The organism is Bradyrhizobium sp. (genome assembly GCF_004799445.1).
In the GTDB taxonomy this organism is placed as follows: domain Bacteria; phylum Pseudomonadota; class Alphaproteobacteria; order Rhizobiales; family Xanthobacteraceae; genus Bradyrhizobium.
In genome coordinates this window covers 1-24,476 of sequence record NZ_SSNA01000184.1, presented here as the reverse complement: position 1 = coordinate 24,476, position 24,476 = coordinate 1, and the positions used below count along the sequence as shown (strand labels likewise).

General features: G+C 61.3%; 36 protein-coding genes. 15 read left to right on the top strand and 21 right to left on the bottom strand.

The window, feature by feature from the left end:
- From E8A46_RS24050 to E8A46_RS24030, 5 genes are all read right to left on the bottom strand, one after another.
- Positions 1-88: cold shock domain-containing protein (locus tag E8A46_RS24050; protein WP_291566567.1), on the bottom strand; the 88-nt coding region annotated here is incomplete at its 3' end.
- Between the two features lie 986 nt (positions 89-1,074).
- Positions 1,075-1,272 (bottom strand): hypothetical protein, encoded by a 198-nt coding sequence (locus E8A46_RS24045; protein ID WP_291566559.1) that lies wholly within the window; start codon positions 1,270-1,272, stop codon positions 1,075-1,077.
- 83 nt (positions 1,273-1,355) lie between these two features.
- The gene (locus E8A46_RS24040) at positions 1,356-1,577 is read right to left on the bottom strand and encodes a hypothetical protein (RefSeq protein ID WP_291566557.1); all 222 of its coding nucleotides are present in this window, start codon (positions 1,575-1,577) and stop codon (positions 1,356-1,358) included.
- 69 nt (positions 1,578-1,646) lie between these two features.
- Entirely contained in the window at positions 1,647-1,841 is a 195-nt protein-coding gene (locus E8A46_RS24035; RefSeq protein WP_291566556.1) for a hypothetical protein, read from the bottom strand.
- Positions 1,842-2,047: 206 nt separating this feature from the next.
- Entirely contained in the window at positions 2,048-2,320 is a 273-nt protein-coding gene (locus tag E8A46_RS24030; protein WP_363252447.1) for a hypothetical protein, read from the bottom strand.
- Positions 2,321-2,788: 468 nt separating this feature from the next.
- On the opposite strand from E8A46_RS24030, the gene E8A46_RS24025 reads away from it, so the two are divergent.
- On the top strand, positions 2,789-3,085 hold the full coding sequence (locus E8A46_RS24025; protein ID WP_291566554.1) for a hypothetical protein: 297 nt from the start codon (positions 2,789-2,791) through the stop codon (positions 3,083-3,085).
- A gap of 85 nt (positions 3,086-3,170) precedes the next feature.
- Here E8A46_RS24025 and E8A46_RS24020 read toward each other — a convergent pair whose 3' ends face one another.
- Complete coding sequence (locus E8A46_RS24020; protein WP_291566553.1) at positions 3,171-3,575, bottom strand: hypothetical protein; 405 nt, start codon at positions 3,573-3,575, stop codon at positions 3,171-3,173.
- Positions 3,576-3,901: 326 nt separating this feature from the next.
- Here E8A46_RS24020 and E8A46_RS24015 point away from each other — a divergent pair, with 326 nt between their 5' ends.
- The 3 genes from E8A46_RS24015 (at position 3,902) to E8A46_RS24005 (ending at position 5,781) form a co-directional block, all read left to right on the top strand.
- Entirely contained in the window at positions 3,902-4,201 is a 300-nt protein-coding gene (locus tag E8A46_RS24015) for a hypothetical protein (protein ID WP_291566551.1), read from the top strand.
- Between the two features lie 272 nt (positions 4,202-4,473).
- Positions 4,474-4,731 carry a hypothetical protein gene (locus E8A46_RS24010; RefSeq protein ID WP_291566549.1) on the top strand — a complete coding sequence of 86 codons (258 nt, stop codon included), beginning with the start codon at positions 4,474-4,476 and terminating at the stop codon, positions 4,729-4,731.
- 597 nt (positions 4,732-5,328) lie between these two features.
- Positions 5,329-5,781: a hypothetical protein gene (locus E8A46_RS24005; RefSeq protein ID WP_291566547.1), complete on the top strand. Its 453-nt coding sequence runs from the start codon at positions 5,329-5,331 to the stop codon at positions 5,779-5,781.
- Positions 5,782-6,153: 372 nt separating this feature from the next.
- On the opposite strand, the gene E8A46_RS24000 is transcribed toward E8A46_RS24005, so the two are convergent.
- Complete coding sequence (locus E8A46_RS24000; protein WP_291566545.1) at positions 6,154-6,405, bottom strand: hypothetical protein; 252 nt, start codon at positions 6,403-6,405, stop codon at positions 6,154-6,156.
- Positions 6,406-6,986: 581 nt separating this feature from the next.
- On the opposite strand from E8A46_RS24000, the gene E8A46_RS23995 reads away from it, so the two are divergent.
- The gene (locus tag E8A46_RS23995) at positions 6,987-7,229 is read left to right on the top strand and encodes a hypothetical protein (protein ID WP_291566544.1); all 243 of its coding nucleotides are present in this window, start codon (positions 6,987-6,989) and stop codon (positions 7,227-7,229) included.
- 13 nt (positions 7,230-7,242) lie between these two features.
- Positions 7,243-7,485: a hypothetical protein gene (locus E8A46_RS23990; protein ID WP_291566543.1), complete on the top strand. Its 243-nt coding sequence runs from the start codon at positions 7,243-7,245 to the stop codon at positions 7,483-7,485.
- A 345-nt stretch (positions 7,486-7,830) separates the two neighbouring features.
- On the opposite strand, the gene E8A46_RS23985 is transcribed toward E8A46_RS23990, so the two are convergent.
- The 3 genes from E8A46_RS23985 to E8A46_RS23975 form a co-directional block, all read right to left on the bottom strand.
- Positions 7,831-9,321 carry a porin gene (locus E8A46_RS23985; RefSeq protein ID WP_291566542.1) on the bottom strand — a complete coding sequence of 497 codons (1,491 nt, stop codon included), beginning with the start codon at positions 9,319-9,321 and terminating at the stop codon, positions 7,831-7,833.
- 293 nt (positions 9,322-9,614) lie between these two features.
- Complete coding sequence (locus E8A46_RS23980) at positions 9,615-9,989, bottom strand: winged helix-turn-helix domain-containing protein (protein WP_291566563.1); 375 nt, start codon at positions 9,987-9,989, stop codon at positions 9,615-9,617.
- A 274-nt stretch (positions 9,990-10,263) separates the two neighbouring features.
- A complete protein-coding gene (locus E8A46_RS23975; protein ID WP_291566540.1) occupies positions 10,264-10,971 on the bottom strand; it encodes a hypothetical protein in 708 nt (235 codons plus the stop codon).
- Between the two features lie 240 nt (positions 10,972-11,211).
- Here E8A46_RS23975 and E8A46_RS23970 point away from each other — a divergent pair, with 240 nt between their 5' ends.
- The 5 genes from E8A46_RS23970 (at position 11,212) to E8A46_RS23950 (ending at position 13,780) form a co-directional block, all read left to right on the top strand.
- Positions 11,212-11,544, top strand: a complete 333-nt coding sequence (locus E8A46_RS23970) for a hypothetical protein (RefSeq protein WP_291566538.1) — start codon at positions 11,212-11,214, stop codon at positions 11,542-11,544.
- Between the two features lie 159 nt (positions 11,545-11,703).
- On the top strand, positions 11,704-11,934 hold the full coding sequence (locus E8A46_RS23965) for a hypothetical protein (protein WP_291566561.1): 231 nt from the start codon (positions 11,704-11,706) through the stop codon (positions 11,932-11,934).
- A 184-nt stretch (positions 11,935-12,118) separates the two neighbouring features.
- Complete coding sequence (locus E8A46_RS23960; protein ID WP_291566536.1) at positions 12,119-12,709, top strand: formyltransferase family protein; 591 nt, start codon at positions 12,119-12,121, stop codon at positions 12,707-12,709.
- 200 nt (positions 12,710-12,909) lie between these two features.
- Positions 12,910-13,272 carry a hypothetical protein gene (locus tag E8A46_RS23955; protein ID WP_291566535.1) on the top strand — a complete coding sequence of 121 codons (363 nt, stop codon included), beginning with the start codon at positions 12,910-12,912 and terminating at the stop codon, positions 13,270-13,272.
- Positions 13,217-13,780: a hypothetical protein gene (locus tag E8A46_RS23950; RefSeq protein ID WP_291566533.1), complete on the top strand. Its 564-nt coding sequence runs from the start codon at positions 13,217-13,219 to the stop codon at positions 13,778-13,780. The genes E8A46_RS23955 and E8A46_RS23950 overlap by 56 nt, the downstream gene beginning before the upstream one ends.
- A 65-nt stretch (positions 13,781-13,845) precedes the next feature.
- Here E8A46_RS23950 and E8A46_RS23945 read toward each other — a convergent pair whose 3' ends face one another.
- The gene (locus E8A46_RS23945; RefSeq protein ID WP_291566531.1) at positions 13,846-14,244 is read right to left on the bottom strand and encodes a RidA family protein; all 399 of its coding nucleotides are present in this window, start codon (positions 14,242-14,244) and stop codon (positions 13,846-13,848) included.
- A gap of 225 nt (positions 14,245-14,469) precedes the next feature.
- On the opposite strand from E8A46_RS23945, the gene E8A46_RS23940 reads away from it, so the two are divergent.
- Positions 14,470-15,348, top strand: coding sequence for a DMT family transporter (locus tag E8A46_RS23940; protein ID WP_291566528.1), 879 nt, complete (start codon positions 14,470-14,472; stop codon positions 15,346-15,348).
- A 10-nt stretch (positions 15,349-15,358) separates the two neighbouring features.
- On the opposite strand, the gene E8A46_RS23935 is transcribed toward E8A46_RS23940, so the two are convergent.
- The 3 genes from E8A46_RS23935 to cysK are packed head-to-tail and all read right to left on the bottom strand — an operon-like array spanning position 15,359 to position 16,913.
- On the bottom strand, positions 15,359-15,679 hold the full coding sequence (locus E8A46_RS23935; protein ID WP_291566526.1) for a hypothetical protein: 321 nt from the start codon (positions 15,677-15,679) through the stop codon (positions 15,359-15,361).
- Between the two features lie 14 nt (positions 15,680-15,693).
- Positions 15,694-15,933, bottom strand: coding sequence for a BrnA antitoxin family protein (locus E8A46_RS23930; RefSeq protein ID WP_291566524.1), 240 nt, complete (start codon positions 15,931-15,933; stop codon positions 15,694-15,696).
- Positions 15,934-15,935: 2 nt separating this feature from the next.
- Complete coding sequence (gene cysK, locus E8A46_RS23925) at positions 15,936-16,913, bottom strand: cysteine synthase A (protein WP_291566521.1); 978 nt, start codon at positions 16,911-16,913, stop codon at positions 15,936-15,938.
- Positions 16,914-17,134: 221 nt separating this feature from the next.
- Here cysK and E8A46_RS23920 point away from each other — a divergent pair, with 221 nt between their 5' ends.
- Both E8A46_RS23920 and E8A46_RS23915 read left to right on the top strand, forming a co-directional pair.
- Positions 17,135-17,350: a hypothetical protein gene (locus tag E8A46_RS23920; protein WP_291566519.1), complete on the top strand. Its 216-nt coding sequence runs from the start codon at positions 17,135-17,137 to the stop codon at positions 17,348-17,350.
- A gap of 283 nt (positions 17,351-17,633) precedes the next feature.
- A complete protein-coding gene (locus E8A46_RS23915; protein ID WP_291566517.1) occupies positions 17,634-18,515 on the top strand; it encodes an outer membrane protein in 882 nt (293 codons plus the stop codon).
- Between the two features lie 39 nt (positions 18,516-18,554).
- Here E8A46_RS23915 and tgt read toward each other — a convergent pair whose 3' ends face one another.
- The 6 genes from tgt to coaD all read right to left on the bottom strand — a co-directional run bounded on the left by tgt (position 18,555) and on the right by coaD (position 22,870).
- The gene (gene tgt / locus E8A46_RS23910; protein WP_291566515.1) at positions 18,555-19,688 is read right to left on the bottom strand and encodes a tRNA guanosine(34) transglycosylase Tgt; all 1,134 of its coding nucleotides are present in this window, start codon (positions 19,686-19,688) and stop codon (positions 18,555-18,557) included.
- The gene (gene queA, locus E8A46_RS23905) at positions 19,685-20,767 is read right to left on the bottom strand and encodes a tRNA preQ1(34) S-adenosylmethionine ribosyltransferase-isomerase QueA (protein ID WP_291566513.1); all 1,083 of its coding nucleotides are present in this window, start codon (positions 20,765-20,767) and stop codon (positions 19,685-19,687) included. The genes tgt and queA overlap by 4 nt, the downstream gene beginning before the upstream one ends.
- Positions 20,768-20,896: 129 nt before the next feature.
- Positions 20,897-21,361: a peptidylprolyl isomerase gene (locus tag E8A46_RS23900; RefSeq protein WP_291566511.1), complete on the bottom strand. Its 465-nt coding sequence runs from the start codon at positions 21,359-21,361 to the stop codon at positions 20,897-20,899.
- The gene (locus E8A46_RS23895; RefSeq protein WP_291566510.1) at positions 21,337-21,777 is read right to left on the bottom strand and encodes a hypothetical protein; all 441 of its coding nucleotides are present in this window, start codon (positions 21,775-21,777) and stop codon (positions 21,337-21,339) included. The genes E8A46_RS23900 and E8A46_RS23895 overlap by 25 nt, the downstream gene beginning before the upstream one ends.
- A 6-nt stretch (positions 21,778-21,783) precedes the next feature.
- Positions 21,784-22,347, bottom strand: coding sequence for a peptidylprolyl isomerase (locus E8A46_RS23890; RefSeq protein WP_291566508.1), 564 nt, complete (start codon positions 22,345-22,347; stop codon positions 21,784-21,786).
- Positions 22,348-22,372: 25 nt separating this feature from the next.
- Complete coding sequence (gene coaD, locus E8A46_RS23885; RefSeq protein ID WP_291566506.1) at positions 22,373-22,870, bottom strand: pantetheine-phosphate adenylyltransferase; 498 nt, start codon at positions 22,868-22,870, stop codon at positions 22,373-22,375.
- 279 nt (positions 22,871-23,149) lie between these two features.
- Between coaD and E8A46_RS23880 the strand changes: the two genes are divergently transcribed.
- Positions 23,150-23,410: a hypothetical protein gene (locus tag E8A46_RS23880; protein WP_291566504.1), complete on the top strand. Its 261-nt coding sequence runs from the start codon at positions 23,150-23,152 to the stop codon at positions 23,408-23,410.
- Positions 23,411-23,543: 133 nt separating this feature from the next.
- On the opposite strand, the gene E8A46_RS23875 is transcribed toward E8A46_RS23880, so the two are convergent.
- Entirely contained in the window at positions 23,544-24,023 is a 480-nt protein-coding gene (locus E8A46_RS23875) for a cyclic nucleotide-binding domain-containing protein (RefSeq protein WP_291566502.1), read from the bottom strand.
- Positions 24,024-24,476: the final 453 nt, after the last annotated feature.

Here is a 24,476-nt window from a genome sequence, read left to right as displayed (position 1 = left end):
GAAAGAAAACGTCAACGCCACCGTCATCCGGTTTGATGAAACCAAACCCTCTACCCTCGTCGAACATCTTAATTTTGCCAGTTGGCATGCAATCCTCCGGGTTTTCCTAATGCTGTCAATTGAGAACCGACGTGAGCCGTAAAGCAAGGAGGGACCCAAAACATGTGCCATTCCCTAGCCGCTGCTCCCGCCATGACTCAGGGAGCGCCGCTGGTGCGGTTTAGGGATCGGGAGGCTGTCGAACCGTCGGCCATCGCGGAAAACGAGTCCTGAGGGCTGGCATGTGGCAAGGATGCATGCTGTACGGAACGAATCCGACCGCCCCGATTTGAATCCCCGGTTCTGTCGCGGAGTTGCGTCGTGTCCTGGGATCGCCCGTTCGATCAGCCTGTCCCCTTGCCGAGTGGGCCGCCCGCCCGAACGCTTCGCGACGCCGCCAATTACATCAAGAAACTTCCCAAATTGGAGCATGACACGCCAGAGTGGCGGCTAGCAGTTCAGATGTTGATCGACGCTGCCGAGGATCGCGGTCCAATGCTTTTCGCAAAAATGGGCATCGATCGAGCTCTTACCCGTCAAACCGAGGACGTCGTCAACCCCGATCCAAGGAGGGGCAGCGCCCTGGGTAGCAAGCCGATGGGGCCAATAGGGGCTTTGCTTCTACGATCGTAAAAATAGTTGCAGGCGTTGCCAATCAGGCAAATGCTCTCTGCAAGAACACTCGACGATCGCCACCGCAACAAGGATGGCGAAATCAGCCACAAGCAAGAGAACACCCTGATCCGCCCGTTGTGTAAGACTTACGGACCGAGTTTCGCAACCTGAAAGATTAGCGCGCCGTTCCGGTTGTGGTTCCTGAAGGGCTGGCCGCGGCAGGCGGAGCCGGATTTACGATAGTTGATTCCGGCAACCCGCTCGGTCCGGGATTGCTTGCCACATGGGTCCCACTCCCCAATCCCCACACGAAAAACGCAAATGCGAGGATAAAGACAGCGCCCATCGCAGCTAACGTTCCACCTCTTATCTTGCCTTCGCCATCGCTTTTCGGCACGCGGCTCTCCTTGGTTTCGGCGATCAGGCCAGGTTGGCCGGCATCACCAGTTCGCCGTCGCAAGGCTCGATTGTGCAGTGACTGTCCAGTACCTGAACGGCTCCGCCGCCAGTCGGTACGTTCTCAACCAACCCAGCATCATTCGCGCAATCCCAGGCGTCGCCTTGGGTTTGAAAGGAACGGCTTATTCGGTCGCCATCCCTGAATACGGCGTAGCTCATGATGCTCTCCTTCCGTGGCAACGTTTTCCATCTGAATAGGTTCGATGGGTGTCCTGTCAGCCCATCCTGCAGCAGCAATCCTCTCAGGAAACGGGCGGTTTGGAGCGAATAGGCGCCTCGAAGATCTCATCGCCTGCGTCGTTCAGAACAGCGACATGCCGGTGATCGAGCTGGGGAGTATCGATCGCGATCTGGGTCGCAATAAACTTTGCCTTTGCAATGGCGCCGTTGTCATCAGGGCAATCCAGTCCCAGCGCGTCCTTCTGTCTGCGCCCGTTCCTGACGTCGAAATAGTAATGTGGCATGGTGGCCTCCGATGGAGAAAGGCCCGGCAAGAAGCCGGGCCTCTATCTCAGTTACTTTTGTTGTCTCAGTTACTTTTGTTGCTGGCTCTTTGCATTGGCCTGATCACTTTGCTTGCTTGCACTCTGTGAGTGTTGCTGAGCACTCTTTGAATGCTCCATGCCCTTGGCGTGATCGCCTTTACCGTGCTGTTCAGCGGCGGCCCGGTGTGACTTTGCCGCATTTTCGTGAAGTTCAGCGGCTTTGTTGTGATCGTTATTTGCCATGTAGGTTCCATGCGTTCAGCTCCCAGCGCGCACCAACACGCCGGACTCCAACCCGTTCCAAAAAGTCACGGAATGGTGTGACGAGGATTTGCAGAAAGTTCCATCAAAACGCTGGTATCGCAACCGCCGTCCCTTCCCTGGCGCCGGAGCTGCCAGGGGAACCCGGGTGAAACCTCTCCAGGTCCCACCGTTGCGCTAACGCCGTTTCAAGCCAACTGCGTCGGCTTTGCGGGATGCGTCGTTTTCGGATGGTGGTCGTGCAGGTACGAAGCCAAATGGTTTCGAACGATAACGTCCCCGGCGACAGCTGTTTCGAAAAGGCTCTCCTGTACGTCGCGAGGGAAGTCGGACCACAATGCGAGCGCGGCGTTGCCCAATAAGCGTTCGAATTCGTGAGTTGGGTTATTTATCATCATCATTGGACTACGCTGTTCAAAAACGGCCCCGGAAACCTTCATCGGTTGGCGTGCGACGCCCATGCACCCTTATATAAGGAGAGTGAGCCGTCACTGACATTCGCCCATATGCCGCTCCCAAAAAGCAGCAGGGCGAGACTCAGTCCGAGTATTTGGGTCAATTCCAACCTCCGCGTTGGACTCACAATCCCCATGTACCCAAAGTGTTCCTGCCTGTTACCAATTCTCGATTCAAAACATTCGTCTCACTCCGATTCGGCGGCCGACTCATCAACAGCCGCAATCGGCAGTAGTCCGCTGCTATAAATGTGGAAATAGGAGTCGGGCCGCCGCGAACGCGCTGCAGCACGATCGGCCGTCTGTATACCCTTGCTCTCGAATTCAATCTTTGGTTGCGGTTGGATACTGAAATTGCCGCGCGGAACGCGAGATCGCGCGCCCCGAATAATCAATTATCTTTTAGGAACCAAGCGCGGCACTTTCCGCCATACTGGGGTGATCCGCGCTAGCGGAACCAGCGGGAGGGAACGCATGACGAAATTCAGGCTGATAGGCGTCGCCGCGGTGCTTTCGTCCGTGCTGGCGGGGCCGGCGATGGCCCGGCATGTCATCTCGCCCGGCCACCCCGCCCAGAGCATCTTTTGTGCGACCCGGGAATCGGGAAATCCCCACAGCAAGTATTGCGACTACATCGCCTGGAGCAAATGGCGACAGCGCGGCGGCTGGGACAGCCAGCTCGACGATGCCTGCTGGCGTAACCCTGCCTACATACCCGGGGAGTGCAGCTTCGATGGGAGCGGCCGATCATTATTTTCGGCGCACCCATGAAGTGATCATCCGCCCAGCCTGCGCAGGCTATCGCGAGCCGATGCCTGGATGACGGCTGCTGACTGTCGGGCGTCGGGGCCGCCCCTCACTCGGCAGGCACGCTCGATCGGCTAGCCAACTCAGCCGGCTCGGGGCGGAAAACCAGCCAGCCAAACAGCAGCGTATCGGCAAGAACCAGCAGCGAAGACGCTGCGGCGATCGGATCGCCAATTTCGTGTCCTGAGTGCACCAGACCCACGCCGATCGTCATGACGATCGTGCCGGCAATCCAGATCCAGACCTGCAACGAAGCCAAACGGCTGCGATCAACCGCAGGGTGCAGATGATAATAGATGCCAAAGAGGAAGAGCGACACCCAGCCCAAGAGATTGAGGTGGGCGTGGGCCGGCATGGTGGAATGATTCTGACTGATCCCCATCACGATGCCCCAAAGCATACCTGCAAGAACCAGCAGCACGGCGGCACGGAAGCATAAAATGGAAGCTTTCATTTCGGTCCCTCCCCCAGTTTGGACGAGTCGTCACCCTATCCGGCGAGGCTCACGGCGGGCAAGACGCGGCGCACAAGAAAACCCGCCGGCGCGAGCCGGCGGGCACGTCAGCGCGGAGCTGAGCCCGTGCCCCGTCGTTGTTGGGTAAGTGCATGGCGAGCGAGCCAACTGGTCGCACGCCGCCTGCTGGCGGAACGCTCGTAAGCGTGGACTTCGGGATTGGTTGGAAACACCGGGAAACATTGCCTGTGCGCGTAACCTGCGCCTCGCCCTTGCTATCCAACGTTGATCGCGTCTAAGAGACGATCTTCGGGGAGATCCGTGAAATGCGCAATCTGGCGGTGTTGGCAGCCTTGGCCTTGGCGGGTTGCTCCAGCTCTATCGGCGGCACCACCGCGAGAAACGATTTTAAGGGGCAGCCCCTCGGCGCCGTCCAGGTCAAGCTTGGCGCTCCGGATCAACAGCAAACGGTTGCGGGACAAAAAGTCTACACATGGTTCAAGGGCCAGTCGCTCATGCCATGCACGGTGCGGGTCGTTATGGCCACGGCCGGCGATGTCGTCGACACCTATGAGACGACGGGCGACGCCGGCATTTGCTCGCCGTACGATTACCGCCCCGGATAAATTTTTAAATTCGCGGCGCCGCCGGTCGCGGCCGCCCGAGCGCTGGAAGTTCGTCGAACCGGGCCCCTTCACGAATCCGGATGCCGTCGCCCGCAAGTTAAGGTGATCGCCAGCGCGACCTAGGCGGCCGCATCTACACCGAGCGGATTCAAAGCTTGCGAAAAACGCTACATCTGCGGGAAATCTGAATTTTCTTTTAGGAATCAATGCCGGAACCTCCTTTCGAGCTCACGCTTGGTATTTTGCGTTGCCGAAACCAAAAGGAGAAACGCATGACGAAATTCAGAGTTCTGGGCGCCGCCGCGATCCTGTCTACTGTGCTGGCGGGGCCTGCGATGGCCCGGCAAGTGATAGCTCACCCGGTCCATAATGGCCTGAGCACCTATTGCGCGACCATTGAACCGGGAAATCCCTATTCCCCCGTGTACGACTACGAAGCCTGGAGCGGCTGGCGAGCCAGAGGCGGTTGGGATAGTCGCGGCGACGATGCTTGCGCCCGTAACCCGATGTTTTCAGGAAGCACCTTCTAGACACCGTCGCTATCTGAAGGAGGCCGCCACCCGCGGCGACCTCCCTTCAGATACGAGGGTAGGAGAAACCGTGATGACGAACTTCAGAATAATCGGAGCCGCCGCACTTTCGCTTGTGCTCGCGGGTCCGGCGATGGCAGCCGGCAGTGACGGCTATGGAATGCACGGCGCATACCATGGGTACTATGGCCGAGCGACCCATGGCATGCCCGCGCAAGACTTTGACCATTTGGACCTCGGCATAGCTCGCCCAACCTATCATTCGGGATGGGGCGGTCCGTATGGCGACGGTGACTATCCGGGCACTGTCGACGAGAATATGGGGCCTCCGTATCGATAACGCATCGAGAAATGGTAAAGCCGCCTTCGGGCGGCTTTTTGCTTTTGATCGAGCGGGTTAAGGCTGCTTCCGCGCAGACGGCGGTACGCCGGAAAGGTACCGCGACGCCCTCGCCGCGCGGCAACGCTGGCAAGAATACCCATATACTCTGCCGTCCGTTCGCTGCGCAGTTTTCGGACCTCACACGATCTCCGACGTGAGTGCGGAACGTGCATCGACGCGGACTGCTGGGATCAATGGCCAAAAGGTGAATCGGAATGAGTGCTCGAACTCCTGCGCCGAAGACGACGGATTATTCCGTTGTTCCGGGTTCAATCGGTCCTCGCCGCGATTTTCGCATTAGCGTGGGCCTGCGCGAGGGTTGGGACGCCGAGGGCCGCGTCTTCGACGTTTCGGAGGCCGTCCGCACCGCGCGGGCCTGGATGAAACGACGCGTGGAAGCGGGCCTGCCCGCACTGTCCGGCATGTTCACCCGCGCGGAAGTTACCTACGCGTGGCCACTTCAGGACGGCACGGTTGGCTCAGACCGCGAACCGGTAGCGTTGTTCACCGGCGAAGCTGTCCACGCCTATCTGGGCCATCTGTCCGACGAGACCATCGAGGCGATGTTGAACGAACTGTCGATTGAGCTTGGCGCGGCTCTTGGGCAGGAGCGAATTTACGTAGCCTTCGCCGACCGAACCTGGATTTTGGATGCAGGGGAACGCTAGAAAAATCCCGATGGCACGCGTCAAGCGGACATCGGCGTTGCGATGCCGGGAAGCGTCGAGCAGGACGCTGGGGCCAATCCTGTTAAGGGTTAGGCCGCGATGCCCTGCTTCGGTACCACCGAGACGATCCAGCGCGCCGGATTACTCGACTTAACTTCCATGACCGAACGGACCATTCCGGTAACCGGCAATCCATTTAACATCACGGTCGCCTTCTGGCCCCGATATTGGGCGAAGCGGCAACGTCGGGCTTCAGTCGGATCAGTAATTTCGACAGGCTGCATGCATCACCGAGGTCACGGTACGCGAAACGATTCCGCGACCATCTGCACGATATAGAGCAATCGTTAACAATGATTCCGTCGGGAGCGTTCAGGGTGTTGCGCGGCCGACCGTCGAAGGCTCGGAGGCCGTCACGGTCTGCGGCACCACCAGTTGAGTCGGCGGTTCCGATGGAGTCACGATCGCGCCGGCCCGTGACACAACCGCCGACGTGATCATGCCGTCGCCACGGCCGAGCGAATCGCTTCTGAGGTCAGACCACAGGCAAAATGCGCCGATCGCCGCGACGATGCAGGCGATGATGACCGGGACTAACTCTCGGGGCTCGTCTTTAGTGGGCATTCGTCTCGCTCTTCATCGATTCCAGGACCCCTCTTTGCCGGAAGAGGTTTCGAAATGGTTAAGGACTTGTCTTCCCGACCTCGATCCGCCTGCCGACGCATCAAGATCCGCGACCGGCGGTAGCCTGCGACAGTTGCGATCCCGCCCCTGAGGCGGGATTGGCGCGCCGGAATCGACGGCGCATTCCTGACGCCGGACACCCGCAAGATGGCTTCGCTGCTGGGAAGGTCCCGTCCACCGCGACGCGGGTTTCAAGACCGCGCTTGTCTATCGCGTTGTGCCGCCAAAAGGCAAGGTCTGCGGCCACTGTCGCGGACTGGGCTGGCGAGAAATCACTTTGTTCTTATCCGTGATGACCAACGACGAAATAACATCATCCTGTACGATCTCGAGGCGCAACATTCATTCAAGGCGATATTGCAGGCGGGCGGGTGCGAGCCCGTCATAGGGAACTTTAGCCGAAAGTCCGCCACGAGCTCGTCGAACATCATTGTCCCGTCGAGATCCCAGGTTGCGGCGCAAGATTGCCATTTGGTCCCGGCGGGAGGATGCTGTCGGCCGTCGGCACGATGGAGAGCAGCATGAACAAGGCCGGTCTCGACAATCGCCACCGTAACAAAGATGGCGAAATCAGCCATAAGCACGGAAACACCCTGGTCCGCACGTTGCGCAAGGTTTACGGGCAGGGTTTCGCCGCGGGTTATCCTGAAACCGAGAAGCTGAGCGAGGTGCTTCTTCAACTGAACGAAACGTCACTGAGCCAGTTGCGCCGCGATCATGAGACCGGTCACCTGGAGCACAAGATCGCAAACGCTTCGAAGTAAGGCCGCGGCCTGAATGGCAAAGACCCTGCTTTCGATCCAGGATTTGCAGGCGCGGGCGTTGGCAGCAATCCGGACACAACCCGGCTGCTCAGACGTTCGCAATATCGCGATCAATCGCGTCACCGATCAACGGGCTGGAAATAACTGGTCGATGTGTGTGCTATCCGCGGGGGCTGCCGACGCCAACACGGCGGCGCGCGCTGCGCTCAATATCCAGAATGCCTTGCGCCACGACTACGACCTGACGACGGATTGAATGTCGGCTGCGGCCTGCGGCGTTGATGCGCTTGCGCTACGGCTTCCCCAGGAAGCCGGATCGCAGCCTGTCGGCAACCCAGAACAAGAAAATCGCCGCGAACGAGAGACAGAATATTTCGCCGCTAAATAGAAACGCTTGCATCGCCATTGTCATAAGCCCCTCCCATTTCGGGCTGCTCCCGCGCGTCAGACAAAGCCGCGCCGAACAACTAGAATAGGCCATTGCCGACACCTGGCATTGCGATGGATCAACCGCCCCATCGCCAACGCGCGCCCACCCCGGATCAAGTCCGGGGCAGGCTTTCGTTCGAAAACGAGCCAGGGCAACGCCTGGCCAGTCGTCCTAGATTTTGATGCGGAAGCCGGTCATCATCGACGTCGTGTCGATGCTGGTCGCGGTGCCGGCGAAGCCGAACTTGGCACCCGGCGTGCCCGGGAATGCCGAGGCAAGACCATTCTGCACCTTGCCATAGGTGATGCCGGCGTAGACATCGAGATGCTTGGTGACGATGTAGTCGGCGAGGAACGACACCTGGTCGAAGCTACCTGCGCAATCCAGCTTGCTCGCGCCACCCAGGATACAGCCTGCGCCATCAGCCACGTAGGAGTTCTGGTTCACGTGATAATAGGCGCCGGTCAAACCCAGCCCCCAGGCGAATTCGTACTTCGCTCCCACCCAGAAGAATTGCAGGATCTTGTCGGTTGTGAAGGCGTTGTTGTCGGGCAGCGTCCCGCTCACGGTCAACAAATATCCGCCTGCCGCACCACCGAAGCCAACCGGGGTGCTCGGGTTTGCCTGATCGATATGGGTGTAACCGGCGAAGAATGTCAGCTTGTCGGCGGGCGCTTCAGCCTTTGCTGCCTTGGTCGGATACCCACCCGTTGAAGGCCTGCCGAACTCAAAGGTGTATTTGCCCATCACCGACCACGCCGTGTTGTCCGAAATGTTGGCGGCGAGGGTCTGGCTTCCGAATACATCGTTGACCGCGGTCTGCAGGTTTACCGCGCCGTGCTCCTTCGTATAGACCGCTTCGGCCGAAAAGCCCCCGTAGGCTCCGCCGACAAAAAAGCCGTAGCCGCTGCCGAACATGCCGGTGTTGGAACCGCCGTTGGAATACATGGCACCGGCACTGATCGGCCCGAAATCGTAGACGTACTTGGCCGAGTCATCCCAGCGCGCGGCCTGCGTGCTGCCCGAGCCGCCATTGGTGCCGGAATAACCGAGCAGCGAGAAGGCGTAGGAAAGAGCCATCGGATCGTAAGCTGCGATGGCGTCGAGCTGGAAGGAATTCTGCCGGCCGATCGTCAGTGTGCCGTATTGCTTGTTGCTGACGCCTCCAAAGGCTGAGCCGTTGAGCGCCTGGCCGCACCGCCCGCTGTCCGCGTTCGAGTTTTGCTGGTTATAGACGACGCCGGCATTCTGGATGAATGAACTGCAACCGTCGGAGAGTTTTCCGGTCAGCGGATCGAAGCCAGTATCGAGCCGGCCGACGATATTCCAACCCTGGCCGATCGGTGTGTCGACCTTCAAGCCGAAATTCGATTGCTGCAAGCCGTTTTCGGCAATCGTCGATATCCTTTGCCCCGTGTAGTTCCTGGTGGTCGTGAACGGGATGAATTCAAGGCCCGAGACCACGGCGCCAAGCGGGCGGCCGTTGGTTTGATAGGCATAACCGACGTCGAGTGTCGCGAAGAAGGTGACACCATACCAGGTCAAACTGTCCGGAAGCGGGTCCTTGAACTGCGGCGGGTTTGTAAACAAACCCATATCCGCGCCATGCGCGCTACCTGCCAGGCCCACCATCGCGAGCGCAACTACCAACGTTCTTCTCATCTCAACTACCCCCAGGATTGTTCACTGACACCGACAGGGGATTGAGCCCTGCCTGATTTGCGCTATATCTATACGGATATAACGGAGATGACCCCAGTCACAAAGCGCAATTTGGCAACAGTGGGAAACTAAAATCGCGCTTTCGCACCGTGGCGCCGTAGGTCCGACTGCGTCGGACGAAGCAAGCTGAGCTGAGGTCGCGCCGGTGCTGCGCCGACGCCGGGATTTGCTGCGGCCAGGTCAAACCGCGAGCACCCGATTCAATCCGAACGGTCGTGGGTTATTCCGGCGGCTCAGGGTTTTCTTCGAACACCCATGTCTGACTGCAACGCCAGAAGCTCCTTGCGGGCCGCGCTCTCTGCGGAGTGTTCGATTTTCCGGTAACGCGCAACCAGCGACAGCCCAAACGGCGTGAGGACTGCACCGCCGCCGTTCTTGCCGCCAGCTTGCCGGTCGACGGCAGCACGCCCGCAGACACGATTGATCTCGTCCACCAGGTCCCACGCCCGCTTGTAGGACATGTCCATCGCCCGGCCCGCGGCCGAGATCGAACCGCAGGCTCGAATATTCTCGAGCAGCTGGATTTTGCCCGGCCCGATGCGACCGTCCGTGTTCAGATCGATACGAACGCTCAAGGACGGGAGCGATGTCGTGGAAGACTTTCGCATGATCGGCAAGACTCAGGTTCGTTGACGTGCCGCGACTCTAACTCTTCCGCAACGGCGGCTGCAATGCCGGAGCGCTCACCCCAAAGTTGGACAAGCTGTCCCGAAGCAAGCCAGGGCGCGTGACGCAAAATCGATGGAAGGTTGATCCGTCATGCGCGGACGTGCATCTGCCGGCGGTTGGGCTCAAAGCAGATCGGCACGAGAGATTGCCAAGCAACAACCTTCGGCGTCCGGCGGCTAACGGTCTGCCGGACCCGGGCGCTTCAAGTTCACTTCAATAGCAACTGCGCGGATCGACCTGGACATACTGTCCCGACGGATACCGGTAATAGCAATTGCCTTGCGCCAGATAATAACCGGGCCGCGCGGCAGCCTGCGCGCCAGCGATGGCGCCGACCGTGCCGCCGGCGACCGCACCGGCGATCGCGCCGCCCGGTCGTCCGCTGATGAGGCCACCCAACAGCCCGCCGACGATGGCGCCACCGACCGCGCTTGCGGCGGGGTCCGGCGGAGGTGGCGCATAGGCCACAGGCGGCGGCGGTGGATAACCGGCGTCGACCGGCGGTCCGTCCGGTCCGCCGTAATCGTCCACGACCTCCAGGTCCGACACATAAGCGGGCGGTCCGTCCATCGGTTGCGGATAGAAATACCAGACGCCCCCCACGTCCCACCACCAGCCGTAACGTCCGTTGTGGGCCTCATGACGCCAGCGCCCGCCCTCCCAGCCCAGCCGACCATGATAAGCGTGTCCGCCAAAATTGCGTTCCGGCAGGCGCCCTCGGGCATAGCGTCCATCCTGCGGCCCACGGCCCTGCACTTGTCCGGGGCGTGGCGGCACCGGGTGGGCGGCCTGGACCGCGGGCTTGCTTTGTCCTGTTTTCGGAGGCGGCTTGTTCGGTTCCTCCGCCTGCGCCGACAGCGCAAAGACGGTCAGGACCGATACCAAGGGAAGAACGATTCGGGAGCGCCTGGACCTGCTCATGCTCACACCATCTCCACGGCCATGCGATGATTCTAAGAGGCAAATTGGATCAACGCCACCCCAAATTGCGCCGATCATGGGCGTCTGCAACATTGCTGACGAAGTTGGCGCATTTTGTCTTGTTACAAATCAGTAAGATCGCCGGGTCCAGACCGGATTCCCCGGCGCGTTCGTTTCTGCGTGTTGCCATGCCTATCCATCGCCTTGTAGAGCTACGGTTCTAGGCAAAGGGGAAATGTCATGAAAAAAACGCTTGTGTTGATCGCAGTGCTGTCCTCCGCGGGAGCGTTTGCACAAAGCGGCCCTCCGCCGGCAGGGGACAAACCACCCGCGCATGCGAAGTCGCATGGCGCTCCGAAGTCCATGGCTGAAAAGCTGCTGGCATGTCTCGAAATCGATGACGAGACAAAGGACCGGCTGGACTGCTACGACGCCATCCTTCCGCCGAAGCCGAAACCCAAAGCGGCGCCCGCCAACGGGGTTATGGACTGCCGCTTCGTCAAGGAGGAAGACGAGCGGTTGAAGTGCTTCAATGGGTTTGCGGAAAAAATCCCGAAGTTTTCTTCGCGCTAGCCGCAGGTTGCGGCGCGCCCTCCCGCGAATTCGCTCTTTACCAAACCACGCTGCTTAGCCAATGATCGCGTCGCGCATGAACAAACCAGGGAGAAGCGCATGAACAAGCTTGTCGCTCTTGCTTTTATTCTCGGATTTTCGGGCAGCGCCGTGCAGGCCATGCCGCTTGCCCCCGGCCAGGCTCCGGCTGACCTGATGATCAGGGTTGAGGGTGGCTGCGGTCCGGGCTTTCATCGCGGTCCCTATGGTGGATGCCGCCCGAACCGTGGCGATGCCATCGTGGTCGTTCCCGGAGCGGTCGTGGTCGAGCCCGGCCTTGGTCCCTGCGGCGGCAGGGGACGGCATCGGGCCTGTTCCCCCGAGGGGCGTTGCGTGATGGTTTGCAACTGAGCGGCGGGCGACCATTTCCTAACGATGCGGAGACCGCCTTCGGGCGGTCTTCTGGTTTTCAGGGATCGTTGTCTTCGCGGCCGGTCCTGTTGATAACCCCCCATCACCATTCCCCGGCGTCGTGACGGAAGCCGACGACGTGTTATCGACGGAAGACAAATCGCACCGTGACGGAAGAACCACCATGCGGATCACCCTCGTCGGCTCCCGCCATTTTGGCGTGACGACATTGGAAATGCTGCGCCAGCGCGGTGTCGACATCGTCCGGGTTGTCGTCGCGGACGCCGAAGACCGTCTCGCGGCCGCCGCCCGCGCCGCCGGGATCGCGGTGACCGTGCAGGCCAATCCGCGGCTTGTCGTGGCATCGGAAATCGCCGAGGCAACCGATCTCATCGTCACCGCGCACAGCCACGCGCGCATCAGCAAGGAAGCCCTCGCCGCGGCAAGGCTCGGCGGCATCGGATATCATCCGTCGTTGCTGCCGCGGCATCGCGGCATCGCGGCGGTCGAATGGACGATCCGCGAGGGAGATCCGATCGCCGGCGGCACCGTCTACCATCTGGCCGACCGCATGGATGCCGGCGCGATCGCGGCCCAGGAGTGGTGTTTCGTCAAGAAGGGCGAAACCGCCCGCGAGCTGTGGGAACGCGCGCTGGCGCCGCTCGGCCAGAAGCTGTTGGGCGAGGTCATCGACTACGCCAAAATCCACAACGTCCTGCCCGGCAAACCGCAGGACGAGCAATTTGCGACCAAGGCGCCAAGCCTCTCCGATTAGGCACTTGCGGGACGGGGCAAGCATGCCCCCCCCTCCGATTCGGTCCCCTCAGGTCATCCCAATTTCTCATCCCCAATTTCCGGATTTTAGCGCAAGTATTTGTTTTACAAAGCGTTTTATCAAGCCACCGCGGCGCACCAAAGTTTCAACACATTATCCCGAAATAAGCCTGTCCATCACGCAAATCGGGGGTCACTTTCATGCGCCATGATCGCGTTCAAAAGGCATTTTTTGGCCTCGCTCTCGCCGCCACCGCGGCTGGTCTCGGCGCCGCGCCGGCTTTCGCTCAGAGCCCCTATGACGGGCTTTGGAATGTGACCATTATTACCAAGGCCGGTTCATGCGAACCGTCCACGCGCTCGACGCTCACGGTCGCGGACGGTAGGATTTCTGCTCCCGGCTCCGATGTTTCCGGCAGCATCGGGCGGGAGGGACTTGTGCGAGTATCGATCAATGGTGCATATGCGAACGGCCAGCTCAATGGCAATGCCGGATGGGGGAAGTGGAATGGAGCATCTGCGGGAGTACCATGCAGCGGCCGGTGGGAAGCGTCGCGGCAATAAGGCAGCCCAAATGACCCCTGCCCTGGCGTTCGCGCGACGGCTGGTATTCGCCATCGCCACATTGCTGGTCGCCTCGATGTGGGGCTCGGCGAGCCATGCGCAAACGGGGCCGTTCGCCGGCATGGCCGGTAACTGGTCTGGCGCGGGCACCGTCACGCTGGACGATGGTTCGACCGAACGAATTCGCTGCCGCGCCAGCTACGCCGTCGGCGCAGGCGGAAATGGTCTCCAACAGACCCTGACCTGCGCCAGCGACAGCTACAAATTCAATCTTGCCACCAATATCACGGCGCAAGGCGCCGCGATTTCCGGGACATGGAGCGAAGCCAGCCGCAACATCAATGGCAACCTCGAGGGACGCTCCGGCGGCGGCAATTTTCAGGTCGTCGCGACTGCGCCGGGATTCACGGCAAACATCACGCTGACGACGCGCGGCAACAAGCAGTCCGTTGTGATCAGGGCGGAGAACCAGTTCAGGGGCGCCACTATTTCGCTGTCCCGCATCTGAGCGCTGCCAGCCTTCCGGATGATCCGGACCGGAAGCGCCACGCCAGCCTCTGACCGGATCATGATCTAGGCGGTCGGGACAAACGCGGTGACTTCGATCTCGACCTTGGCGCGGGCATCGACGAGGCCGTCGACGTAAAGCAGCGTCGAGGGCGGGAAATTTCGCCCGAGCGTCTCGCGCCAGGCGGCACCAATACCGGCGCCCGCAGCTTCGTATTCGCCGCGGCTCGTCAAATACCAGGTCAGTCGAACGATGTGCTCGGGACCGGCTCCGCCCTCCGCGAGCAATTTGATAATTCGTCGCAGCGCGACGCCGACCTGCCCGGCCATGTCGGGCTGATATTCACCCTGCTCATCGCCGCCGGTCTGGCCCGCCAGCACGATCCATCGACCCGGGCCCTCGAGCGCAACGCCATGCGAGAAACCGCGTGGTTTCAGCCAGTCGGCCGGTTGCAGGATGCGCATGACCAGATCCTCCCTATTGGCGGCGCTTCGATCTCGCAGAGGTGTACTGCGCATCGGGGAGCGTCGAGCAGGACCGGCCATCCCTAGCGCCGATCGCGCCGGTGCACCCATCTCGAAATCCGCGCGCGCATCGCAGCGCCGGCATATTTGAGCGTTGCAAACCGACGCGGGGTCGCCGATACCGGCCTGCCTCGCCGATCCCAACTCACCAGGCATCCTCCCCTGATGGACCGAACAGCATCGAAACCAAGGGCCGCGATGTGGATGGCGGGCTGGCTCAGCTTGATGCTGATCGTGGCCGTCGCCGGCCGCGAGGCAACGCGCGAACTGAACGTGTTTCAGATCATGGAACTGCGCTCGACGCTCGGCCTGCTGATGCTCTACCCGTTGATCCGCCTGTATGGCGGCTTCGCGGCGATGCGGACGTCACGGCCGCTGCCGCAAATCATGCGCGCGCTGATTCACTACGCGGCGCAGCTTGGCTGGTTCTTCGCGCTGACGCTCATTCCACTGGGACAGGTGGTCTCGATCGAATTCACCATGCCGATCTGGACGGCGATCCTTGCGGCGAGCTTTCTCGGCGAGCGCATGACGATCTGGAAGATCTCCGCGATTGCGCTCGGCCTGGTCGGCGTCGTCATCATCGTTCGGCCGGCGACCGGGGAAGTCAATCCGGGGCAGCTGATCGCGCTTGCAGCGGCCGTGGGATTCGGCATTTCCGTCGCCATGATGAAATCGCTGACCCGCACCGAATCGACCGTGGCGATTGTTTTCTGGATGCTGGTGATCCAGTCCGTGGCCGGCTTTTTCCCTGCGCTCTACCTCTGGAAGTCGCCCTCCTCGGAGGTCTGGTGCTGGATCGTCGCGATCGCGTTCTGCGGCACATTTTCGCATTTCTGCATGGCGCGCGCGATGCTGTACGCCGACGCCACGATCGTGTTGCCGATGGATTTTCTCCGGGTTCCCCTGACGGCCACGGCTGGCTGGCTGATCTATTCGGAGCGGCTGGACGCTTTCACCGTGCTCGGCGCGGCCCTGATCCTCACCGGCAATCTGTTGAACCTGAAACCCTCCGCTCCGGCGCCGGTGCGGGCCGGAGCCTGACACCCCGGATCTATTCGGTACACTCCCCCTGTCCGCCGATCAGCTTCACCATCTTGTCGCCGCCCGAGGGCAGCCGGCACATTTCCACTTCCTTGCCCGCCGGGACCGGTTTGGCGCAGGTGATCTGCGGATTATTGTTGTATTTGGTGGTCGAGAATTTGCAGCTGACCATGCAGGAGGCGTCGCGGGTCAGCGAATTCGTCAACCTGATGCTGGCCTCCTCCGCGCCTGGCAAAATGACGCAGTCGAAGGGTACCAATTCCGCCGACGCCGGCGTCGCCAGCAACCCGGTCAGCAGCACGAGTTGGGAAATGGCCGACCGCGACCCCATCAGGCTTGCCAGGGCTATTTCCCTGCCGCCTTTCTCAGTGCGTCGTTGATGCGATCCTGCCAGCCGGCCCCGCCTTGCTGGAAGTGCTCGAGGACGTCCTGATCGATCCGCAGCGAGACCAGTTCCTTTACACCCGGAATCATCGCTTTCTTCGGAGGCGGTTCTACCGCCTTCGTGGTCACCTTCTTGAACACCGCCTCGGCTTCGGTACGTGCGTCGTTCAGCGTTCTTGGCCGTCGTGGCAAATCCGACAAAGTTAGATTCCTTCAAATAATGCAGTCGACAGATAACGCTCGGAGAACGATGGCACGATGGCAAGAATGGTCTTGCCTGCGTTTTCCGGGCGTTTGCCGATCGCCAGTGCGGCGGCAATCGCCGCGCCCGAGGAGATGCCGCCGGCAATGCCCTCGTTGCGCGCCAATGCGCGCGAGGTCTCGATCGCGGTCGCGCTGTTGATCTTGACGATCTCGTCGATCACCGAACGGTCGAGGATCTCCGGAACGAACCCTGCGCCGATGCCCTGGATCTTGTGCGGGGAATGCTGGCCACCCGACAGCACCGGGCTCTCCTCCGGTTCCACCGCGACTACCCGCAGCGATGGTTTGCGGGGTTTGAGTACCTGCCCCACCCCGGTGATGGTGCCGCCGGTACCGACGCCGGCGACAAAGAAATCGATGTTGCCGCCGGTATCGTTCCAGATTTCCTCCGCCGTGGTACGGCGGTGAATCTCGGGATTGGCGAGGTTCTTGAACTGCTGCGGCATGACGGCATTGGGCGTCGTGCGCACCAGTTCTTCGGCGGTGGCGATCGATCCCTTCATGCCCTGGGCGGCCGGCGTCAGCACGATTTCGGCGCCGAGAAACGCCAGCATCTTGCGCCGTTCGATCGACATCGATTCCGGCATCACCAGCTTCAGCCGGTAGCCGCGCGAGGCAGCAACGAACGCCAGGGCAATTCCGGTATTTCCCGACGTCGGTTCGATCAGCACGGTGTCGGCGTGAATGATGCCGGCCTTCTCCATCGCCACGATCATGGCGGCGCCGATGCGGTCCTTCACGCTTGCTGCGGGATTGAAATATTCCAGCTTGGCGAGAATGGTCGCGTTCGACCCGTGCTGCTGCGGCAGCTTTCGCAAGCGCACGATCGGGGTATCGCCGACCGCTTCCACGATGCTGTCAAAAACCCGTCCCCGGCCCGGACGGTGCACTGCACTCGTAGCTGACGATGCATCCATGACGTACTCCTTTGACCGCACTGCACGTGGATTTGAAGGAACTTGTTTCATTAGGGGCAGCGCCTGCCGATGTGCAAGTCTGAATCGTGCGAGTCCAAATTCGCTGCATTGCAAACTCCAGAATTCGCCAAACAACTTAAAACCAACGCATTTGTGTTGCGACATCGTCAAGTAAATCAGTGTATGTTCAAGCTGCCCGTTCAGATCGCAAGGAGGTCACGATGTCAGCAGTTGCTGAAGTCCTGTCGACCGTCGCGCCCAACCCGGATCCCCGTGGTTGCGATCTGCCGACCTGCCCGGTTTGCGCGGATTCAATGGTGGCTGCGGAAGCGTCCGCTTACGTTTCCGACAACGTCATCAGCTATCTCTGGACCTGCGATACCTGCGGTTACGGATTTGTGACCAAGCACGCGCTCAAGCGGTTTGCCTGTAACTGATCTTCCCATGAATGCCAGATTGCCGCGCCGGCGCGAGCCCTGATCATCGGGACGCGACCGGTTGCTGTTAGCTTGATGAAGCGGGATAGCTTGCCACTTGCGGCGGCATGGGGCGATCCAACCGGGCGCCGCCCGCTGATTTCCTGGTCGAACCCCGTTTTGGGATGCAGTGCGCCAGGCTGGCCCGGGTTCCCGAATCCTGTGATCTGTGGCCCTGCCGCAACACCGAACTGTGGGCGTTTGTGCCACGATTTTCCGATAACTGGGGCTAGGACGGTCGACGATGAAAAAACTCAATCTTGGCGGCATTGTATTTGCGGCTGCCCTGCTCGCGGGCCCCGCATTGGCGGCCGACTTGCCGGTCCAGTCCCCTGTCTACAAGGCGCCGGTGATCGCTCCAGTCTACAACTGGACCGGCTTCTATGTCGGCGTGAACGGCGGCGGAAGCTGGGGACGTTCCAGCACTGATCTGGTCCTCGGCGAACCGAGGCGTTCCGGCGTGGTTGAAACCGCGATCGGCTCGACATCTCAAGCCATGAATGGCGGACTGGGAGGCTTCCAGGCCGGTTACAACTTCGAGACCGGCGCCTACGTCCTTGGCCTCGAATCCGACATTCAGATCACCAGCCAAAAAGGTGACGGCCAACTGGCTGACACGCTCACCATTCCGCAGGTTTGTCTTGCGCCCTGTACGCCGCCGCCGCCGCTCGTCACCACCGGAATGTTGGATTACGCCCAGCGGCTGCCATGGTTCGGCACGTTTCGCGGGCGGGTCGGTGTCACGCCGTCGGATCGTTGGCTGGTCTATGCGACCGGCGGATTGGCCTTTGGCGAGATAAAGACCGATGCCAACTTTACCGTGCCGCCGACCGGAGGCGCCTGTCTCGCGCCGTGTACACCAACGCCCCCCGGATCGGCCGCCGGCAGCTTCAGCCAGACCAAGGTCGGATGGGTGGTCGGCGCAGGTGTCGAAGCCGCCCTCGGCGGAGGCTGGACCGGCAAACTGGAATATCTCTACATGGACCTCGGCGGCTTCGACAATGTCTTCGCGTCGACGGTGCCTAATTTCAGTGGGACCTTCCTGGCAAGCAGCCGGGTCACCGACAATATCGTGCGTGTCGGCTTGAATTATCGTTTCGGCAGCGCCGTCGTCGCGAAATACTGAGCGCCGGGACTGCTCTCGATTTGTGGCGAGGCGCCGTCGTCAGCGCGGCGCGATATCTCCCCTTGCCCATCCGGCACGGGTGCTTTCCCTAAAGCTTGCAAAGGTTCCCAGCGCAATGGCTTGCCGGATGTCGTGCATCAGGCGCTGGTAGTAGGCGATGTTGATCTCCGACAACAGCATCGCGCCCAGCGTCTCGCCGGCTTTGACAAGGTGATGCAAATAGGCGCGCGCGGTGTTGCGCGTCGACGGCCACGAACTCTCCTCGTCGAGCGGCCGCGGATCGTCGGCGTGGCGGGCGTTGCGCAAATTGATCTGACCGAACCGGGTGTAGGCCACCCCGTGACGCCCGTTGCGGGTCGGCATCACGCAGTCGAACATGTCGACGCCGCGCGCGACCGCCTCCAGAATATCGTCGGGCGTGCCGACGCCCATCAGATAGCGCGGACGCTCCAAAGGGAGGATCGGCGCCACCTGTTCGATCATGGCGAGCATGACCGATTGCGGTTCGCCGACCGCAAGCCCGCCGATCGCATAGCCGTGAAAGCCGATCTCGACGAGGCCTTTGGCGCTGGCCTGGCGCAGCTCAGGCACGTCGCCGCCTTGCGCGATCCCGAACAGCATGTAGCCGGCAGGCGCGCTCTCGAACGCACGCTTGCTGCGCTCGGCCCAGCGCAGCGACAGCTGCATCGCCCGCTCGATATCGCTGCGTTCGGCCGGCAGACGCACGCATTCGTCCATCTGCATCGCGATATCGGAGCCGAGCAACCGCTGCACCTCGATCGAGCGCTCCGGCGACAATTCCACCATGGCGCCGTCGATATGGGAGCGGAAGGTCACCGCCTTTTCGCCGACCTTGCGCAGCTCCGACAGCGACATCACCTGGAAGCCGCCGGAATCGGTCAGCATCGGCCCGTTCCAGCCGGTGAAAGTCTGCAAGCCCCCGAGCGCGGCAATGCGCTCCGCGCCGGGCCGCAGCATCAGATGATAGGTATTGCCGAGCACGATATCGGCGCCGGCATCCCGCACCTCGCGCCAGTGCATGCCCTTCATGGCGCCGGCGGTGCCGACCGGCATGAAGGCGGGCGTTCGCACCACGCCATGCGGCGTGGTCAATTGCCCCGTGCGCGCCTGCCCGTCACGGCCGAGCAGTTCGAAATGATTGGCTGATGTCATCGAAGCGACTTATCACGAAACAGCAGGCACGCGTCCCCATAGGAATAGAACCGGTAACCGCCCTGGATGGCGTGGGCATAGGCCAGCTTCATGGTTTCCAGTCCGCTGAATGCCGATACCAGCATGAACAACGTCGAGCGCGGCAGGTGAAAATTGGTCAGGAGAATGTCGACCGCGCGAAAGCGATACCCCGGCGTGATGAAGATCGCGGTCTCGCCGTCGAACGGCTCGATGGTGCCGTCTTCGGCCGCGGCACTCTCCAGCAGCCGCAGCGAAGTGGTGCCGACGGCGACGATGCGGCCACCGTTGGCACGTGCCGCGTTCAGCGCTTCTGCGGTGTCGCGCGAGATGGCGCCCCACTCGGAATGCATCTTGTGTCCCGCGGTATCCTCGACCTTGACCGGCAGGAAGGTCCCCGCCCCGACATGCAGGGTTATCCGGTGAATTCCGACGCCGCGCTGGCGCAATGCATCCTCCAGCATGGGTGTAAAATGCAATCCTGCGGTCGGCGCCGCGACGGCACCCTCGCTAGCGGCGAACATGGTCTGATAGTCGGCAGCATCGCGCTCATCGGCCGCACGCCTGGAGGCGATGTAGGGCGGCAGCGGCGGACTGCCGAGATCGGCGATGGCGGAATCGAGCGTGGGCCCATGGAATGAAAACGACAGCGTGACCTCGCCGTCGTCGCCCTTGTGCTCGACCTCGGCGTCGAGATGGCCGAGAAGGCACACCTTGCCCTCATTGCCGAAGCGCACCACATCGCCCGGTGACAGCTTCTTGGCCGGCTTGACCAGCGCCTGCCAGCGCGAGCCGTCGAGCCGCTTGATCAGCGTCGCCTCGATCTTCGGTTCGGTATCGCGGCCGATCCGCCGGCCCTTGAGCTGTGCCGCTATCACCTTGGTGTCGTTGACCACGACCTGATCGCCGGGCTCGAGCCAAAGCGGAAGATCGGCAATGCTGCGGTCACGCAAGACGCCGTCGGGCTGCACGACCAGCATCCGCGCGGAATCGCGCGGACTCGCCGGGCGCAGCGCGATGCTGTCGGCGGGAAGTTCGAAGTCGAAGAGATCGGTGCGCATGGGCCCAGACCGTCATCGCCCGCGCAGGCGGGCGATCCAGTAATCCCGAATTTCAATAGTAACGAAAGCCGGTGAGTACTGGATGCCCCGCTTTCGCGGGGCATGACATTGGAGTTCTATTGTTGACGATTACGCCGCGTCCAAGGCCATGTGCGCCTTGACGATCTTGTCCGGGTCCTTGACCGGTTCGCCGCGCTTGATCTTGTCGACGTTCTCCATGCCTGACGTCACATTGCCCCAGACCGTATACTGGTTGTTCAGGAACGAGGCATCGTCGAAGCAGATGAAGAACTGGCTGTCGCCGGAATCCGGGCTGGCGGCGCGTGCCATCGACACCGTGCCGCGTACATGCGGCTCCTTGTTGAACTCGGCCTTCAGCTTCTTGCCGGATCCGCCGGTGCCGGTGCCATGCGGACAGCCGGTCTGCGCCATGAATCCTTCGATCACGCGGTGAAACACGATGCCGTCGTAGAATCCCTCGCGCACCAGTTCCTTGATCCGCGCGACGTGATCGGGTGCAAGATCGGGCCGCATCTCGATCGTGACCGGCCCCTGGGTGGTTTCGAGGATCAAAGTATTTTCGGTGTCAGCCATGCTCTCTTCTCTGCGGGTTGGGGTGGAGGAGGTTTCCGGTTGTGAAACTGAACGGCGAACGGCCGGCCGGCAGCGGCGCCGGCCATCCCTTCGCTAAATGGCATCGGCGTGCACCGCTGCAACGCCTCCATCACCGCGATGCGGTACAACAGCCGGTCGTTGTCATCAGCCTGTTCCGATTCATAGGTGATCTTGGGATGGCCCAGGATCTCGCCTGCCCGGTTAAAGCTCACGATCACGGTGATGTCGATACCGGGATGGGCGCGCGACGGATCCGGCGGTCTCCAGCAGGTCCGCAGCCGCGCAAATACGTCGTGAATGGTGTTAACCTGTGCCGGTTCCGCCGGCGCGCAGGTTGACCCCAAGAGCAGCAGCGCCGCCGCATACCGGATCCGCTGGGTGCGAGGCCGGTGCACCTGATGTCACTTGATGTCGGATGCGACCTGCACCTTCACCATCTTGTCGGGATCGGTCACGGTGCCGCCTTGCGATCCCGGCGGCGCCTTCTTGAGCTTGTCGATCACGTCCATTCCCGACACCACTTCGCCGATCACGGTGTACTGGCCGTTCAGGCTCGGCCCGTCGGCGAACATGAAGAAGAACTGCGAATTCGCGGTATCGACACTGTCGCCACGCCTTGCCATGCCGACGGTGCCGCGCTTGAACGGCGCGCTGGAAAATTCCTGCTTCAGGTTCGGATATTTCGAACCGCCGGTGCCGTTGAAATTCTGGCCGTCGCCGGTCTGCGCCATGAAGCCATCCATCACGCGGTGGAACGGGACGTTGTTGTAAAAACCTTCGCGCGCCAGCTGCTTGATCCGTTCGGCGTGCTGTGGCGCGAGGTCGGTGCGCAGCTTGAAGACGATGCGGCCCTTGGTGGTGTCGATGACAATCGCATTCTGTTTGTCGAGACCAGTGGGAAGCGGCTGCGCGATCGCAGGAGCGACGCAAATCAGCGCGGCGAGAACGGCGAGAATCCGGATCATGAAAACTCCAACAACGGGGTGAAAGCTAGCCGGTGAACTTGGTCTTGAGACGTGCCACGACCGCTTTTGGCACGAACGCCGATACGTCGCCGCCCATGCCAGCGATTTGGCGGACCAGTGTGGCGGTGATCGGGCGAACTGCCACCGAGGCCGGAACAAACACCGTTTGCACTTCGGGCGCCATGGTCTCGTTCATGCCGGCGATCTGCATCTCGAAATCGAGGTCGGTGCCGTCGCGCAGACCGCGAATCATGATGGTGGCGCCGTGTTTTTGCGCCGCGGCAACGGTGAGATTGTCATAGGTCGTGCAATCGAAGGCGCAACCGGCCTTTGCAGCCACCGGCGCGAACAGGGCCCGGACCATGTCCAGACGCTCCTCGGTCGAAAACAGCGGCTTTTTGCTCGAATTCACGCCGATTGCGACGATCAGCCGGTCGCACAGGCCCACGGCATGCCTGACCACATCCAGATGGCCGTTGGTAACGGGGTCAAAGGAACCGGGATAAAGCGCGATGCGGGCCATAAATCCGTCTACCCTGCCCCGGCCGGGGCTGCAAGCCAGTCCGGTTCCCCAGATCGTCGCCGATTGCCGAAGCTTTATTTGTCGTCGGCTGCTGAACTACTTGCCCAGCGGACGCGTCTCCTAAGGGTATCGGCTGTGTTTCATCCCTGAGCCGGCGATGAAACAAAACTCTGCCGGGACGAAACCAGTTTTGGAGGCGGCGAAGACATCCGGAAACCGGAGCTTTGTATCAGTCGACCAACCAAACGGGCCATCAAGGCCCAATGACAGGGGACCGTCATGATCAAGGCTCTTACAGCAGTCGCTATTGCGGCGCTTGTTGCTGCCGCCCTCACCGTACTTCCGGGATTCGCGCCCCAGGTCGAAGCCAGCGTGCCGCACGCCCTCGCCAAGGGCGACCGGCTGGACATCCGCCCGGTTGGCCGCGATTGCTCGCAGCAGGCCTGGCCGCATTTCGAAGCTTCCTGCCTGCGCGTCGCCGGGTCCAAGACCGCGACCATCCGCGAAGCCCGCCTGGTCACCGCCGACCGCACGCCGTAAGGCGCGCAGCGGATCGAATACCCGTTCCGGATCGGACTGAAATGAAGGCGGGGCCGCGGGCCCAGCCTTCTATCTTGACGGGTTTTCCTTGGGCGAACCGATACCCGCGCTTCGCTTCGCACGCGACTCTGCGTCATTGATTCTCGTGAAGCTTCTGTAGCTCGGCAAATCGATTGTCGGCGCGACGGAGCCGCCGACAAAGCTCGCGGTTGATGTTCTGTATCACCATGACATACGCATGGATGTCGGCTTTGTAGCACGTGTAGAGTTGTCGGGCCGTGAGTTCGTACAGCACGGTTGGGCTCTCTGCGACGACGGTGGCTGATCGGTTCTGCATTTCGATGAGCGTCATTTCGCCGAAAAAATCACCGGGCTCGAGACCCGCCATGCGAATTACGCGCCCCGAATGCCCCAGCTTGCTCACCACGAGCTCGCCGGAGTGAACAATGAACATTGAGCGCCCCGGTTCGCCTTCCGCTACGACAGTGGCACCGACATCGATGCGGCGCTCGACCAGCATTGAGACCAGGAGATCGAGGCCAGAGTCTGAGAGGCCACCGAAGAAAGGGGTGGCGAGCAAGAACGCTTTCAGATCAGGGGAGCTGACAGCCATCGACCTAATATACTCCCGCTCCCAGTGGCGGCAAGCGGGCCAAGCCCGGCGTTGCGCGGGGTGTCGGGCTGCCGATCCGAGCAGCCAGACCGGCCCGATCATTGCGCTGAAGAGGCTGTGGGGCCGGACCCCCTAACATGTCTTCGGCTGGCGCCTTTGAGACATGCTCGGGCGGTGACGATGTCTGTTCTTTGGAATTCGTCACTGCGCTGGCGAAAATGACCTCGAGCGGAAGTCGCACCCGGCCAGCCGCATCCCGTTCCAAATTGGCCCAAGGTCGCGATGCGTTCCTACTGGCCTGTTTCGACCTTTATTGGCCTGAGTCGAAGTGTGATACTCATCACAGTGCCAATGAACGACACCGCGTACTCCTGCGACCACGATTGAGAGGGGATGGTCCCTTCCTACACAAGGCAGGAGAAAGTCATGAACAACGAACTGAACACTGCGGAA